The sequence below is a fragment of the Curtobacterium sp. MCSS17_011 genome, assembly GCF_003224275.1.
Classification (GTDB): Bacteria; Actinomycetota; Actinomycetes; order Actinomycetales; family Microbacteriaceae; genus Curtobacterium.
In genome coordinates this window covers 43346-58126 of the sequence record NZ_QKLE01000016.1, presented here as the reverse complement: position 1 = coordinate 58126, position 14781 = coordinate 43346, and the positions used below count along the sequence as shown (strand labels likewise).

Sequence of the window (14781 nt, the reverse complement as noted above, 5' to 3'; positions counted from 1 at the left end):
AGTCCGCTCAGGTACGGCCGTGCGCGCGAGCGGGGATCTGGGTCGCGAGCTTGCCGCCGGAGACGTCGAGCAGCGTCCCGGTGATGTACCCCGAGGCGTCGCTCGCCACGAAGACGAGCAGGTCGGCGACGTCGTCCGGAGTCTCCCACCGGCGGAGCGACAGCGTGTCGAGCAGGCGGTCCTGCGCATCGGTCGGCATCGTCGCGAAGCCGTTCATCGCCGTCGGCACCATGCCGGGTGCGTACGCGTTCACGGTGATCCCCCACGGACCGAGCTCCGACGCCAGGACCCGTGTGAACGAGACGACGGCGGCCTTCGACGCCGCGTAGGCCGCGCTCCCGACGCTGGGCACGATCGCTGCGAACGAGGCGGCGTTGATGATCCGACCGCGTCCGGCGGCCTGCATCACCGGCGCCACGGCCTGGCTCATCAGGAACGTCCCGCCGAGGTTCACGTCCATGCAGCGGCGCCAGGCGTCCCACTCGAGTTCGGCGACCGTGCCCGTGACGTTGATGCCGGCGTTGTTCACCAGCACGTCGACCGTGCCGTGCCGCCCGACGACTTCGTCCACTGCGTCGCGCACCGACTCCGGGTCGGCGACGTTGCACACGACGTGGTCGAGCGGGAAGTCCGGCTCGAAGGCCAGGTCGAGCGCGACGACGCGGCACCCTTCGTCCACGAAGCGGGCGGCGAGCGTGCGGCCGATCCCGCGCGCTGCGCCGGTCACGACCACCACACGGTCGGTCAGGTCGAGGTGCATCGTTGCTCCCGTCGTCGGTGCCTTGAATAGGCATACTATTCGAGTATGACGGATCAGCGGGTGCTCTGGGTCACGGGTGGGGGCAGCGGCATGGGTGCCGCGACTGCCGAGGCGGCGGCGCGGGACGGCTGGACCGTGGCGCTGAGCGGACGCCGTGCGGACCGGCTCGAGCAGGTCGCGGGTGCCATCCGTGACGCCGGGGGAACCGCGGACGTCCTGCCCCTCGACGCGAGCGACCCCGAAGCCGTCACCGCCGCGCGGGACGCCGTGCTCGAGCGGCACGGCCGGCTCGACGGGCTCGTGCTGGCGGCCGGGCTCAACGCCCCGCGACGCCGGTGGGACGACCAGTCGCTCACCGACTTCCGCGCGATCGTGGACACGAACCTCACCGCCGTCGTCACGCTGGTGGACGCCTCGCTGCCGGCGCTCCGCGTGGCCGGCGGCGTGGTCGTCGTGGTGTCGTCGTACGCCGGTTGGTCCTTCCAGCCGGGGGCGGGTGTCGCGTACTCGGCGAGCAAGTCCGCGCTCGCCTCGGTCGTCCGCACGCTCAACCAGCAGGAGGCCGAGCACGGCGTCCGTGCCACGCATCTGTGTCCGGGTGACGTGGCGACGGACTTCCTCGACCAGCGGCCGGAGGTCCCCGATGCGGCCGCCCGGCAGCACATGCTCCAGCCGGAGGACGTGGGGCGGACGGTCGCGTTCGTGCTCGGGGCGCCGGCGCACGTGCGCATCGACGAGCTCGTGCTGTCGCCTGTCTCGCAGCGGTGACGACCACCTTCGAACGGGTCCTCGATCAGGTCGGTGCCGCCGTCGTCTCCGGTGCCGTCGCCATGGGCAGCCGCCGGAGCATCGACGACCTGGTGGCCTGGACGGGTGCCAGTCGCAGCATCGTCCGCGAGGCCGTCCGAGTCCTCGTCGCCCTCGGCCTGCTCACCGCGCGGCAGCGGGTCGGCGTGACCGTCCTCGGCGTGCGGGAGTGGGACGTCCTGGATCCGCGCGTGGTGCGGTGGCGGCTGCGGGGCCCGGACGGCGACCGCGTGGCGGCCGAGCTCCGTGAGCTGCGTGCGGCGGTCGAACCCGCCGCCGCTGCCGCAGCAGCCCGACGGGCAGCGCTCGACGAGTTCGTGGACCGACGCGAGGCCCTCCGCACCACCGCCGACGAACTCGCCGCCGCCGCGACCCGCGACGACCGCCTCGACTTCGTGATCGCGGACGTGCGGTTCCACGCGCTCGTGCTCGACCTGTCCGGCAACGCGCTGTACCGACGACTGCACCAGGTCGTCGGCCAGGTGCTGCGCGAACGCGGGAGCGTCCGCCCGGACCGGCACGACGTCGGCCTCCACCTCGCTCTCGCCGATGCCGTCCTCGACGGTCGCCCGGACGAAGCGGCCTCGACGATGCGGGCGATCGTCGACCGCACGTGAGTGGAGCGCCCCGGACCTGCGAGGATGGACCCCGGTGTGCCCCTCCGGTGCCCGTGGAGGGTGAGTCGTGGACGCAGCACAGGACCTGGTCGTCCAGCTCGTCGGTACCCCGTGGGCGTTCTTCGTGGTCGGCCTCGTGCTCGCCGTGGGCAGTGTCGCGGTCTTCCTTCCCAGCCAGGCGCTCGTCGTCGCGATCGGCACGCTCCTGGTCGGCGGTGACGGTGGTCTCCTGCCGGTCCTGTTCCTCGTCGTCGCGGCCTCGATCGGCATGGTCCTCGGCGACCTCGGGCTGTACCACCTGGCGCGCTCGGTCGACCTCGGCTCGAGGTCGTGGTTCTCGCGTCCGAAGGTCCGCGCGGCCCGGGATGCCATCGACGGCCGCTACCGTGCTGCTCCCGGTCGCATTGCGGTGCTCGGACGCTTCATCCCGATGGGTCGGTTGACGACGAACCTGGTCGGCGCGGACAGCGGGCTCGACCTCCGGCGCTTCCTGGTCAGCTGCGTGCTCGCCGACGTCGTCTGGGCGGCGTACTGCGTCGGCATCGCCTCGGCCACCGGGCGTTGGAGCCGCGAGCAGCCTCTCCTCGTCACGACCCTCGCGGTCGTGGCGTCGATCCTGCTCGGCCTCGCGATCTCCGCGATCGAGAAGGCCGTGCGACGACGCAGCGAGGCGGCGGCCGCGGCCTGACGAACGTAAGGTGGGCACCCCGTTCGAAGGAGAACCCGTGCTGCTGGACGACCTCGTTCCCGACCTCGACGCGCTCGAGCGCATCGCCACCGGCAGCACCTGGGCGGAGGGGCCCTGCTGGATCCAGTCGACGCGCACGCTGCGGTGGTCCGACATCCCTGGCGACCGGATCCTGCAGTGGCACGCCGACTCAGGGGAGACCTCGGTGTACGCGGACGGTGTCGAGTTCACCAACGGCCGCACGCTCGATCGGGACGGCAGCGTCGTGCAGTGCTCGCACGGCCTGCGTCGGGTCGAGCGTGACCGCGACGGAGTCGTCACGCCGATCGTCGACGTGTGGGACGGGGGTCGCTTCAACTCCCCGAACGACGTCGTGGTCGCGCGGGACGGCGGCGTCTGGTTCACCGACCCCGCCTACGGCATCACCCAGCCGCGTGAGGGGCACCCGGGCGTGCGCGAGTACGGCGACCACTGGGTGTTCCGGTGCGGACCGGAGGGCGGGGACCTGCGACCCGTGGCGACCGACCTGGACGAGCCGAACGGCCTGGCGTTCGCCCCGGACGAGCGGGTGCTGTACATCGCGAGCTCGTCGGGCGACGAGCCGGTCATCCGCGCGTACGACCGCCGTGGCGACCTGCTGAAGAACGGCCGGGTGTTCGCGCGTCTCGAGCCCGGAGAAGGAGCGCCGGACGGCATCCGGGTCGACGTGCACGGGAACGTCTGGTCGTCCACCCACCGCGGCGTCGTCGTGTTCGACCCCGAGGGAGCCCGGATCGGAGAGGTCGCAGTGCCGGAGGTCACGTCGAACCTGTGCTTCGGCGGCGACGACGGCACGACGCTCTTCCTGACCGCGACGACGTCGGTGTACCGGATCGCCACGACGACGCGGGACGCTGCCGTATCCTGACTCGGCCATGCAGTGCGACTACTTCGACCGCGGGGTGTGCCGGTCGTGCACGCTCATGGGTCAGCCCTACGCCGACCAGGTCCTCGACAAGGAACTCCGGACGCGCGAGCTCCTGCACGACGCGGTCGAGGCTGCCGGGGGCCCCGGTACGGTCTCCTGGGCGCCCGCGATCACGAGCCCGGAGTCGGGGTACCGGAACAAGGCGAAGATGGTCGTGGGCGGATCCGTCCAGCACCCGACCGTCGGCATCCTCGACCACCGGCAGCGCGGGGTGGACCTGCGGCACTGCGGGATCTGCTCGCCCGGCATCCGGCACGCCTTGCCCGTGCTGGCCGAGTTCGTCTCGACCGCGGGGCTGATCCCGTACGACGTCGCCGCGCGCCGGGGCGAGCTGAAGTACGTCCTGGTCACCGAGTCGCCCGACGGCGAGCTGATGATCCGGTTCGTGCTGCGCTCCGAGGGACAGCTGCCGCGGCTCCGGCAGCACCTCGGTGCCCTGCACGCAGCACTGCCGAACGCGGTCGTGGTGACCGTCAACCTGCTGCCCGAGCACAAGGCCGTCACGGAAGGCGACCGCGAGATCGTGCTGACCGAGCAGGAGACGCTGCCGATGCGGCTCGGCGGGATCACGATGCACCTGCGGCCACAGAGCTTCTTCCAGACGAACACCGGCGTCGCGACCGAGTTGTACGCGCAGGCGACGGCCTGGATCGACGAGCTCGATCCCGCGACGATGTGGGACCTGTACTGCGGCGTCGGCGGGTTCGCGCTGCACGCAGCCCGCCCCGGCCGCGTGGTGACCGGCATCGAGACGAGTGCCGAGGCGATCCGCTCCGCCGAGCAGTCCGCTCGTGAGGCCGGCCTCGAGGGCCTCCGGTTCGCCGCCGACGACGCGACCGAGCACGCACTCCGGGCCCGTCCGGACGCGGTGCCCGAGCTCGTCGTGGTGAACCCGCCGCGTCGCGGGATCGGAGAGCGGCTGTCGACCTGGCTCGAGGAGTCGGACGTGCAGCACGTCGTGTACTCGAGCTGCAACCCGGTGACCCTGGCGAAGGACCTGGCACGCATGCCGTCGTTCCGGCTGCGTCGGGCCAGGGTGCTCGACATGTTCCCGCAGACCGGTCACCTCGAGGCCGTGACCCTGCTCACACGGGGTTGATCCCGAGCACCAGGCGGCATTGCCAGCGAATTGCCAAGGACACGTACCCGGGTACGGCTCGATCACCATGCCCATGGGGATGCGCCCGTTCAGGTTCGGGGTAGGGGTACATAGCATACACGGGTAGAACCGTTTGTCTCGGTTTGATAACGGTCAAGAGTTTCCTATGGTTGCCGACCGAGGTGCCGCCGGCCCGATGACCACTGCCCCCGGTGGCGCACCCCCACAATTGACCGCGATCGGTCGGGGTGGGCAGTGGATTCCGCAGCAGATGCGGCTCGTGACCCCGGTGGAGCAATCACATGAAGAAGCTTTCCCGTACCCGCACCATCGTCGGTGGCCTGGCGTTCGCAGGCATCGCCGCGACCGGTGTCGGCCTCGCGGCAGCCCCCGCGAACGCAGCGGCCGGTTCGACCTGGGACCAGCTCGCGCAGTGCGAGTCCGGCGGCAACTGGGCCATCAACACCGGCAACGGCTACTACGGCGGCCTGCAGTTCAACCTCGGTACCTGGCAGGCGAACGGTGGCGCGGGCAACCCCGCCTCCGCCAGCCGCGAGGCCCAGATCGCCGTCGCCGAGCGTGTCCTCGCCTCGCAGGGTTGGGGTGCATGGCCCGCCTGCTCCGCCCAGCTCGGGCTGAGCGGCACCAGCGGCGCAGCCCCCGCCGCGGCGGCTCCGGCCCCCGCACCGGCTCCGGCCCCCGCCGAGCAGGCCGCCCCGCAGCCGGCCGCTCCGGCTCCGGCTCCTGCCGAGCAGGCCGCCCCGCAGCCGGCCGCGCCGAGCACGACCGAGTCGACGCCCGCCCCGGCGGCGACGACGCCGAGCAAGCCGGCCCCGGTCAAGACGAGCGGCAAGACGTACACGATCGCCTCGGGTGACACGCTCGACACGATCTCGACGAAGCTCGGGATCGACGGCGGATGGAAGCAGCTCTGGGCCGCGAACACGTCGACCATCGACGACGCGAACCTGATCTACGCCGGCCAGGAGCTCCAGCTCCCCGCCTGATCTCTCCGCAGACCGAACACGACGACGCCCCACGACCTCGAGTCGTGGGGCGTCGTCGTGCGCGCGGCGTTGCGTCACTGCGGGTTGTCGGCGAGCCAGCCGGCGACGTCGTCGGAGCGGAGCGCCTGGGACAGGGATCCGACGGCGAGCTGGTTCAGGGTCACGATCGACTGTCCGTCCGGGGACGTCCCGGCGCCCGCGGTGGGCACGGTGAAGGTCACGAGGTCGTCGGCGCGGACCGCTCGGAGCGACCACCCGAATTCCGCCATCCGTGCGAACGAGAACCCCGCGTCGACCGACAGGTGCTCGCTCGTCGCGGCGACGAAGTCCTGGATTCGCCCGGGGTTGGTGACGGTGCCGCGGGACAGCAGCCCGTTCACGACGCCGCGCATGAACGCTTGCTGGTTCCGGACCCGGGTGTGGTCGGCGTCGGCGAATGCGTGGCGCTCCCGCACGAAGGCGAGCGCGTCGGAGCCGTCGAGGTGGTTCTTCCCCGCCGCGAAGTCGTGGTGGCCGGTCGAGAAGGCCTGCGGGGACGACACGGTCACGCCGCCGAGCGCATCGGTCATGTCCTCGAACCCCGTGAAGTCGATCTCGGCGACGTGGTCGACCCGGACGTCCAGGAGATGCTCGACCGTCTGCACGGTGAGGGGTACCCCGCCCCAGGCGTACGCGGCGTTCATCTTGGCGCGCCCGTGCCCGGGGACCTCGACCCAGGAGTCCCGCATGATCGACATCAGGTAGACGTGCTGACGATCGGCAGGGACGTGCGCCAGCATCAGGGTGTCCGAGCGGCCGCCGGCCACCGCAGGTCCACCGTCTGGGCTGCCCTGCGCCCGGGAGTCGGACCCGATGAGCAGGATGTTCTCGCCGACCGTGGGCGTCGGTCGGGCACCGCTCGGGAACGGGTCGGTGATGGTCGATCGTCCGGCGTCGAAACTGCGTGCGAGCCCGCCGACGAACACGCTCGCGACGACGGCGACGACCAGGGCGACGCCGACGAGCGAGGCGAGCGTCGCCACCAGGGCGACCAGGAGCGGTCGCCGTCGTCGCGTGCTGCGGCTGGGAGCGCGGTGGACGTGTGCTGCGGCAGCTCGGGCGGCTCGGCGTTCGGACATGCAGTGCTCCTGTGGTCGGGTCGGCACGCACCGACCACAGGATCTTATCGCATGTGGTATTTCAAGAACAGTGTGTCACTCGGACTGCGGCTTTGCGAGCAGTTCGCCCAGCGCTGCCCGGAGTGCCGGGTCCTCGGGGAGGACCTCGCGCTCCATGTGCCGCGCGGTCTCCCACGCAGAGCGACCGGCGGGTGTCACGCTCACGACGCGGCGCCGACGATCGGCTGGGTGCGGGGAGCGCTCGACCAGGCCGTCCCGCTCCATCCGTTCGAGGGTGCGCGACATCGTCTGCGGCTGGACCCGGGCCGTGCGCGCGATGGTGTCCGCGCCGGTCGGACCGGTCCGGATGAGGATGTCGATCGCGACGACCGCGGCGTGCGAGAGCCCGATGGCACGGAGGCGCTCGTCCCAGTCCCGTTCGACGGACCGTGCGGCCGCGGACAGCAGGCGCCCGAGGGGCCACTGCTCGGTCGTGTCCTGCATGTCGTGATTCTACGGTCGGCAGGGGCGCTCGACCGTCAAGTAATCAGCATGCTGACGATCGGTGTACGCTCGCCGACGTGTCCCGCTTCCTCCGCATCGTCCTCCCCGCGCTCGTCATCGTGGTCTGGCTCGGCATCGCCTCGGTCGGCGGTCCCTTCTTCGGCAAGATCTCCGAGGTCTCCACCAACGACCAGACCTCCTTCTTGCCCGCCTCGGCCGACGCCACCAAGGTGCAGGAACGGTCCTCCGAGTTCCGCGACGAGTCGGGGGCGCCCGCGATCATCGTCCTCGAGCGTGACGGCGGGCTGACGTCGACCGACCTCGGCGACGCGAAGGCGCTCGCCACGACACTGTCCGACCGCGCGGACGTCGAGGCCGTCAGTCCGGTGATCCGGAGCGAGGACGGCGACGCGGTCGAGATCGTCGCCACGCTCACGCAGGACGCCGAGACCGGGGACGCGGTCGAGGCCATCCGGGCCGACGTCGACGGTGCGCTCCCGTCCGGTGTGAGCGGCTACGTCACCGGTCCCGCCGGGTTCACGGCGGACCTGACCGAGGCCTTCGCCGGCATCGACGGACTGCTGCTCGGGGTGGCGCTCGCCGCGGTGTTCGTGATCCTGATCATCGTCTACCGATCACCCCTGCTGCCCGTCCTCGTGCTCGGTACCGCGACCTTCGCCCTGTGCGCCTCGATCCTCGTGGTCTGGTGGCTCGCCAAGGCCGACATCGTGACGGTCAACGGGCAGGTGCAGGGGATCCTGTCGATCCTGGTGATCGGCGCGGCGACGGACTACGCGCTCCTGTACACCTCGCGCTTCCGAGAGGCGCTGCGCGACCACCGGACCGGTTGGGACGCGACGAAGGCCGCCCTGCGTGGGAGTCTCGAGCCGATCCTGGCCTCGGGAGGCACGGTGATCGTCGGGGTGCTCTGCCTGCTGCTCTCCGACCTCAACTCGAACAAGGCGCTCGGCCCCGTCGCGGCCATCGGCATAGCGTTCAGCCTGCTCGCTGCCCTGACACTCCTGCCCGCGCTGCTGCTCGCGTTCCGTCGCGCGGCGTTCTGGCCGCTGCGTCCGGCGTTCGGCAGCGCCCACCCCGAGCTCACCGGTCCGGACGCCCGAGGCATCTGGGCGCGCGTCGGCCGGCTCGTCGCCCGTCGGTCCCGGGTGGTGTGGATCGTCTGCACGGTCGGCCTGCTCGCAATGGGTGCCGGCCTGTTCGGACTCAAGGCGGACGGGGTTCCGCAGAGCGATCTGATCATCGGGTCGTCCGAGGCCCGTGACGGTCAGGACGTGCTGGCCGACCACTTCCCCGGCGGTTCCGGCAGCCCCGCGCAGGTCATCGGCGCGGAGCGCGACCTCGACCAGCTCGTCGACGCGATCACCGCGGTGGACGGGGTCGACGGTGTGGTCGCCGCAGCGAAGGACAGTCCCGCCGGTACCGTCCCGCTGACCGGGGACGCCGCCGGCAGCGGCACGCCGACCGTCTCCCGCGGTGACGTCCTGCTCGAGGCCACGCTGTCCGACGCCGCCGACTCGGACGCCGCCGAGCAGACCGTCCGCGACCTCCGCACCGCCGTCGAACGGGTCGACCCGGGAGCGATCGTCGGTGGCGTCACCGCGACGGCGGTCGACACGAACGACACCGGGATCCGTGACCGCACGCTCATCATCCCCGTGGTGCTCGTCGTGATCCTCCTGATCCTGATGCTCCTGCTCCGCAGCATCGTCGCGCCGCTCGTCCTGATCGGCAGCGTGATCGTGTCCTTCGCGGCGGCCCTCGGTGTCGGTGCGCTCGTCTTCGACCACGTGTTCCACTTCCCGGGAGCCGACCCGAGCGTGCCGCTGTACTCGTTCGTGTTCCTGGTGGCCCTCGGCGTCGACTACAACATCTTCCTCATGACCCGGGTGCGCGAGGAGGCGCTGCGACACGGTCCACGCGAGGGTGTCCTGCGCGGACTCGGGGTGACCGGCGGGGTGATCACGTCGGCTGGCGTCGTGCTCGCTGCCACGTTCGCCGCCCTCGGCGTCATCCCGATCCTGTTCCTCGTGCAGATCGCGTTCGTCGTCGCGTTCGGCGTCCTGCTGGACACGATCGTGGTCCGCTCGCTGCTCGTGCCGGCGCTGGCGTACGACCTCGGGCACCGGGCCTGGTGGCCGTCGCGCCTCTCGCGCACCGACCCTGACATGTGACACGCTGGGCGCATGCCAGTTCCCTCGACGCAGCCCGCTGCGGAGCGCAAGCTCCTCCGTGACACGGTGCAGGACAAGATCCGCGACGCCATCATGGACGGCACGCTCGAGCCCGGCGAACGGCTCAACGACGACGACCTCATCGCGTGGCTGGGCGTGTCCCGCACCCCCATCCGTGAAGCCCTCGCCGAACTCGCCCGGGCCGGGTTGATCGAGATGGCGCCGAACCGCTACACCAGGGTCGCGGCGCCCACGAAGGAAGAGCTCCTCGACGCGTACCGCACCCTCGGCGTGATCTACGGCGGCGTCGTGCGGCTCGCGGTGCCCCGGTTCACGGACGCGCAGCGCAAGAAGATCGTGAAGATGCTCGACGACGTGCACGCACGGGTGAGCGCCGACGAGCAGGACCAGGTCGCGCGGGACGGCGCGAACGTCTACTCGATGTGGGCGGACGCCTGCGGCAACCCGTCCCTCGTGCAGCTCTGCAACGCCACCACCGACGGGCTGTCCTTCAAGCTCCGCGTGCCGGAACTCGCCGAGCTGCTGCCTGCCGACGTGATCCTGCCCGAGCTCACCAAGCTCCGCGAAGCGGTCCTGGCGAAGGACCCCATCGCGGCCGAGCTCGCCATGGAGGCGATCCACCTGCTCCCGTCGCGCGACTAGCGCGACGAGCGCGACCAGGGGACGGACGGGAGGCCCGTGGCGACGCCGCCACGGGCCTCCCGTCCGCCATGGGGTGACGGCGACTACGGGGCGACCTTCCAGGCGCATCCCATGTCCGTTCCCCGCGCGGCGGTTATGGTTTCCCGGTGAGCAACGAACCCGAGCAGACGACCGAGCCCGCGCACCGCGGTGCTGCGACGCCGCGCCACGGGCGCCAGAAGCGACGAGCGGGAGTGGTGTTCCCGGCGATCGCGGGTGTGCTCACCATGGCCGTCGTGCTGAGCGGCGGGTACGCGGCGTACGCGTACAACCAGCTGTCCGACGGCGTCACGATCGTCAACGCGATCACCGGCAACAAGGACAAGAAGGACGACGTCGACGGCAAGGCGCAGAACATCCTGCTCGTCGGTGACGACCACCGGCCGGAGAACGCCACCCCCGAGCAGATGGCTGAACTGAGCACGACGTCGGACGGTGGCGCGACGAACACGGACACGATGATCGTCCTGCACATCAACGCCGACGGCAGCCAGGCGACGATGATCTCGTTCCCCCGCGACTCGTACGTCGACATCCCGGACGTCGGCAAGGGCAAGCTCAACAGCGCCTTCTACTACGGCACGCTCAACGGTGGCGGCGACACCGGTGGTGCGAAGATGCTCATCAAGACGATCGAGAACCTGAGCGGTCTGCAGATCGACCACTACGTCCGCGTCTCGCTGCTCGGCTTCTACCAGGTGGTCAAGGAGCTCGGACCGGTGCAGGTCTGCCTGAACCAGGCCACCAGCGACCCGTACTCGGGCGTGGACCTGCCCGCGGGCAAGTCCTCGCTGAACGCGAAGGAGGCGTTGTCCTTCGTGCGTCAGCGCCACGGCCTGCCGAACGGCGACCTGGACCGCAACGTCCGCCAGCAGTACTTCCTGTCGCAGGAGGCGCGGAAGGTCACGTCCGCGGGAACGTTGCTCAACCCGGTGAAGATGGGCAACATCCTCAAGGCCGTCGGCGGATCGATCCAGACCGACACCAACCTGGTCGACCTCGCCTCACAGATGCGGAACCTTCGACCCGGGAACATCCAGTCGGCCACGATCCCGACCCTCGGCACCCCGACGATCTACGTCAACGGCTCCGCGCTGTCGATCGTCGAGGTCGACACCGTCGGCCTGCCAGCGTTCGTGCAGGGCCTGGTCGGCGAGCCCGAGGCCTACACCAAGGCCGGTCGGGCGCAGCCTGCGAACACGTCGCTCACCGTGCTGAACGGCAGCGGCGTCGAGGGTGCGGCCACCAGCGCCGGACAGGTCCTGACGGCCCGCGGGTTCCAGGTCGCCCCCGCCGGGTCGTCGCCCACCACCAAGGTCACCCAGGTGCAGTACCCCGCCGGCCAGGAGTCGCAGGCGAAGGCCGTCGCGTCCGCAGTGCCCGGCGCCGTCCCGGTCCGGACCAGCGCGGTCGCCGGCGTGACGCTGGTGCTCGGTACCGACGGCAAGACCGCGAAGCCGATCGCGACCGAGCCGACCGCCGGTGCCTCGACCCCGGCCGCCGGCGGTTCGGCCTCGAAGCCGACGAAGCAGCCCGCGAAGGAGCCGACGCCCAAGTCGACCGACGTGCACAACTACGGCACCGAGGGCACCTGCATCAACTGATGGGAACCCGCCGGGCAACCGATCGGTAGGTTCACGGTGTGACCAGCGCCGCACGCCCGATCGTCCTGATGACCTACAACATCAAGAACCCGGACCCCGCGCACGACTGGCCGGCCCGCCTGCCGGTCGTGCTCGACCTCATCCGCCGGCACGACCCCGACCTGCTGTGCGTGCAGGAGGCCTTCGCACACCAGATGGACGACCTGCGTGCGGGCCTGCCGGACCACGCCGACGTCGGGCAGGGGCGCGAGGGCGGCGACGCCGGCGAGCACGCGGCCGTCTTCTACCGTCGCGACCGGTTCCGCCCGTCCGATGAGGGATCGTTCTGGCTGTCGGACACCCCGGACGAACCCGTCTCGAACACGTGGGGCAGCCTGTACCCGCGGATCGCCAACCACGCCCGGTTCCTCGACGCCGAGGGGTCCGCGTTCACCCTGCTCACCACGCACCTGGACCACGAGCCCGGCCCGCACGGTGACGAGGTCCGGGGTCGGAGCGCCGCCCTCATCGCCGAACGCCTGGCGGGCACCACCGGCCCGGTCGTGTTCGCGGGGGACTGCAACGAACCCGCGGGGAGCGGCGCGGCCTCGCGGGTGTTCGCCGAGGCCGGGTTCGCCGACGCCTGGCTGACCGCGGGGGACCCGTCCGACCGCACCGCCACGTTCAACGACTGGCAGCCGCCGGCCGACTCGGGCGAGCGGATCGACTGGGTGCTCACCCGGGGCGTCAGCGCTGTGGACGGGGCCGTGATCGACCACGACGGACCCGAGACGTGGTTCGCCAGCGACCACTTCCCGGTGGTCACGACCCTGCGGGTCTGAGCCGCCCCAGCAACTCCGCGCTCTGCTTGCTGTCAGCAGCTCCGCTGCGCGTGGACGGGCATCGGCGAACCGAGCACCGTGACGGTCGTCTCGTTCGTCAGGGCGGAGACCCCGTTGGTCCCGGGGTCGACCCCGTGCTTGGTCGACTCGTCGTCGTCATCGTCGTCGCGCCGGTCGGCCCAGCCTTCACGGAGCAGGAGCTGCCAGGCACGCGAGTCGTCCGAGCCGTAGGAGACCCGCTCCGAACGGGGAGCGTCAGCGATCTCGTCCGCGATGTCGTCGCCCACCCGGACGCCGCCCGGGCCGGTCAGCTCGATCCGCTTGCCGAGCGTGCTGCGGACCGAGTCGCGCAGCACCCGGATCTCGACGGCGTTGCCGGCCGCGGCGTCGGTGGTCAGTGCTGCGACGCGGATCGCGCCGCCCCAGGTGTAGGTGGTACCCGCGGGGAAGCACGCTCCGCCGTCGCCCTCGGCCGTCTGCGTGCGCGACGGTGTGCCGAGCAGGCGGTTCAGCACGCTCACGGTCAGGCCGGAGTCGCGCATCGAGGACTCGACCACGGTGTCGTCGCCGTTCCGGAGCACCAGGGCTTCGGCGTCGAGCTCGATCGAGTCCACCCGCCGGAGTTCCGCCTTCGTCACGTGCACCGGGGCGGCGTCGTGCGAGGTCTCGGCGGCCACTGCCACGTCGCCGCCGATGCCGGTGCCGCCGTCGAACGCGAGCGCACCGGCCGAGAAGGCCAGCACGGCGGCGCCGAGCGCCAGCAGGGTCCGAGGAGTCACCGTTCGACGGTACGACCTCGACCCGGGCAGAACGACAGGTGTTACCGAATCGGGGCCTGCCCGTCACCGGACCGTGACAAACGAGGATCACGCACCTGCAGCCCTGGACCGGTGCGGTCGGCGGACGCAGGCCGCTCCGCGCGGCGGGGGACAGCCTCCTGGACGGCCCGTAGCGACCCCCTGCGTACCGTCGGCGGCATGACGGACCAGCAGAACGACCAGACCGGGCCTGACCAGTACGTGATGCAGGACCCCACGAAGATGTACGCCGACAAGAAGCCCGACGAGCAGTACCTCGAGGGTGCGGGTACCGACGCGGAGATGGCGCAGAACGTCCCCGCCGACCACGGTGAGGACACCTACCGCGGCTCCGGTCGTCTGACCGGCCGCAAGGCGCTCGTCACCGGTGGTGACTCCGGCATCGGCGCCGCCGTGGCCATCGCTTACGCCCGTGAGGGCGCGGACGTCGCGATCTCGTACCTGCCCGAGGAGCAGGAGGACGCCGACCGTATCGTCGGCCTCATCGAGGCAGCCGGACGCAAGGCGGTGGCGCTGCCGGGCGACATCACCTCGCTCGAGGTCTGCGAGCAGCTCGTGGCCGACGCCGTCGAACAGCTCGGCGGCCTCGACATCCTGGTGAACAACGCCGGCAAGCAGCAGAACGTCGACGACATCACCAAGATCTCCGACGAGGAGTTCGACGAGACCTTCAAGACGAACGCCTACGCGACGTTCCGGATCACGAAGGCAGCGGTGCCGCACCTGCAGCCCGGCTCCACGATCATCAACACGACGTCGATCCAGGCGTACGCCCCGTCGCCGCACCTGGTGCACTACGCGGCCACGAAGGCGACCGTGAACAACCTGGCGAAGGGCCTGGCGGCGCAGCTGGCACCGAAGGGGATCCGTGTCAACGCGGTCGCCCCGGGCCCGATCTGGACGCCGCTGCAGCCGGCCGGCGGTCAGCCGCCGGAGGCGCTGCCGAGCGCGGGCGAGCAGACCTACCTGGGTCGCTGGGGTCAGCCGGCCGAACTCGCACCGGCCTACGTGTTCCTGGCCAGCGGTGAGTCGTCGTACGTCGTGGGCGAGACGCTGCACGTCGACGGCGGGATGCCGACGCCGTAGGGCTCCTGCCCC

Annotated in this window: 15 protein-coding genes; 11 read left to right on the top strand and 4 right to left on the bottom strand. The window is 71.1% G+C overall.

The annotated features are described in order from the left end of the window. Positions 1–7: 7 nt before the first annotated feature. A complete protein-coding gene (locus DEJ17_RS11870) occupies positions 8–760 on the bottom strand; it encodes an SDR family NAD(P)-dependent oxidoreductase (protein WP_110894101.1) in 753 nt (250 codons plus the stop codon). A 45-nt stretch (positions 761–805) separates the two neighbouring features. On the opposite strand from DEJ17_RS11870, the gene DEJ17_RS11865 reads away from it, so the two are divergent. The 6 genes from DEJ17_RS11865 to DEJ17_RS18165 all read left to right on the top strand — a co-directional run bounded on the left by DEJ17_RS11865 (position 806) and on the right by DEJ17_RS18165 (position 5945). Continuing rightward, positions 806–1528 carry an SDR family oxidoreductase gene (locus DEJ17_RS11865; RefSeq protein ID WP_258366783.1) on the top strand — a complete coding sequence of 241 codons (723 nt, stop codon included), beginning with the start codon at positions 806–808 and terminating at the stop codon, positions 1526–1528. Beyond that, positions 1525–2184 carry a FadR/GntR family transcriptional regulator gene (locus DEJ17_RS11860; RefSeq protein WP_110894097.1) on the top strand — a complete coding sequence of 220 codons (660 nt, stop codon included), beginning with the start codon at positions 1525–1527 and terminating at the stop codon, positions 2182–2184. The genes DEJ17_RS11865 and DEJ17_RS11860 overlap by 4 nt, the downstream gene beginning before the upstream one ends. A gap of 67 nt (positions 2185–2251) precedes the next feature. Beyond that, positions 2252–2872, top strand: coding sequence for a DedA family protein (locus DEJ17_RS11855; protein ID WP_110894095.1), 621 nt, complete (start codon positions 2252–2254; stop codon positions 2870–2872). A gap of 43 nt (positions 2873–2915) precedes the next feature. Further along, positions 2916–3779, top strand: a complete 864-nt coding sequence (locus DEJ17_RS11850; protein ID WP_110894129.1) for an SMP-30/gluconolactonase/LRE family protein — start codon at positions 2916–2918, stop codon at positions 3777–3779. A 7-nt stretch (positions 3780–3786) separates the two neighbouring features. Further along, a complete protein-coding gene (rlmC, locus tag DEJ17_RS11845) occupies positions 3787–4938 on the top strand; it encodes a 23S rRNA (uracil(747)-C(5))-methyltransferase RlmC (RefSeq protein WP_110894093.1) in 1152 nt (383 codons plus the stop codon). Between the two features lie 302 nt (positions 4939–5240). After that, a complete protein-coding gene (locus DEJ17_RS18165; protein WP_110894091.1) occupies positions 5241–5945 on the top strand; it encodes a transglycosylase family protein in 705 nt (234 codons plus the stop codon). Between the two features lie 74 nt (positions 5946–6019). Here DEJ17_RS18165 and DEJ17_RS11835 read toward each other — a convergent pair whose 3' ends face one another. After that, positions 6020–7063, bottom strand: a complete 1044-nt coding sequence (locus tag DEJ17_RS11835) for an LCP family protein (protein ID WP_110894090.1) — start codon at positions 7061–7063, stop codon at positions 6020–6022. Positions 7064–7138: 75 nt separating this feature from the next. Beyond that, complete coding sequence (locus DEJ17_RS11830; protein ID WP_110894088.1) at positions 7139–7546, bottom strand: MarR family winged helix-turn-helix transcriptional regulator; 408 nt, start codon at positions 7544–7546, stop codon at positions 7139–7141. Between the two features lie 77 nt (positions 7547–7623). On the opposite strand from DEJ17_RS11830, the gene DEJ17_RS11825 reads away from it, so the two are divergent. The 4 genes from DEJ17_RS11825 (at position 7624) to DEJ17_RS11810 (ending at position 12865) form a co-directional block, all read left to right on the top strand. Further along, positions 7624–9738 (top strand): efflux RND transporter permease subunit, encoded by a 2115-nt coding sequence (locus DEJ17_RS11825; protein ID WP_110894085.1) that lies wholly within the window; start codon positions 7624–7626, stop codon positions 9736–9738. Between the two features lie 12 nt (positions 9739–9750). Then, positions 9751–10401: a GntR family transcriptional regulator gene (locus DEJ17_RS11820; RefSeq protein ID WP_110894083.1), complete on the top strand. Its 651-nt coding sequence runs from the start codon at positions 9751–9753 to the stop codon at positions 10399–10401. A gap of 146 nt (positions 10402–10547) precedes the next feature. After that, positions 10548–12044, top strand: a complete 1497-nt coding sequence (locus DEJ17_RS11815; RefSeq protein WP_110894081.1) for an LCP family protein — start codon at positions 10548–10550, stop codon at positions 12042–12044. 38 nt (positions 12045–12082) lie between these two features. Beyond that, positions 12083–12865: an endonuclease/exonuclease/phosphatase family protein gene (locus tag DEJ17_RS11810; protein WP_110894079.1), complete on the top strand. Its 783-nt coding sequence runs from the start codon at positions 12083–12085 to the stop codon at positions 12863–12865. Positions 12866–12897: 32 nt separating this feature from the next. On the opposite strand, the gene DEJ17_RS11805 is transcribed toward DEJ17_RS11810, so the two are convergent. Further along, entirely contained in the window at positions 12898–13644 is a 747-nt protein-coding gene (locus DEJ17_RS11805; protein ID WP_110894076.1) for a hypothetical protein, read from the bottom strand. 198 nt (positions 13645–13842) lie between these two features. Here DEJ17_RS11805 and DEJ17_RS11800 point away from each other — a divergent pair, with 198 nt between their 5' ends. Continuing rightward, the gene (locus DEJ17_RS11800) at positions 13843–14769 is read left to right on the top strand and encodes an SDR family oxidoreductase (protein ID WP_027467175.1); all 927 of its coding nucleotides are present in this window, start codon (positions 13843–13845) and stop codon (positions 14767–14769) included. Positions 14770–14781: the final 12 nt, after the last annotated feature.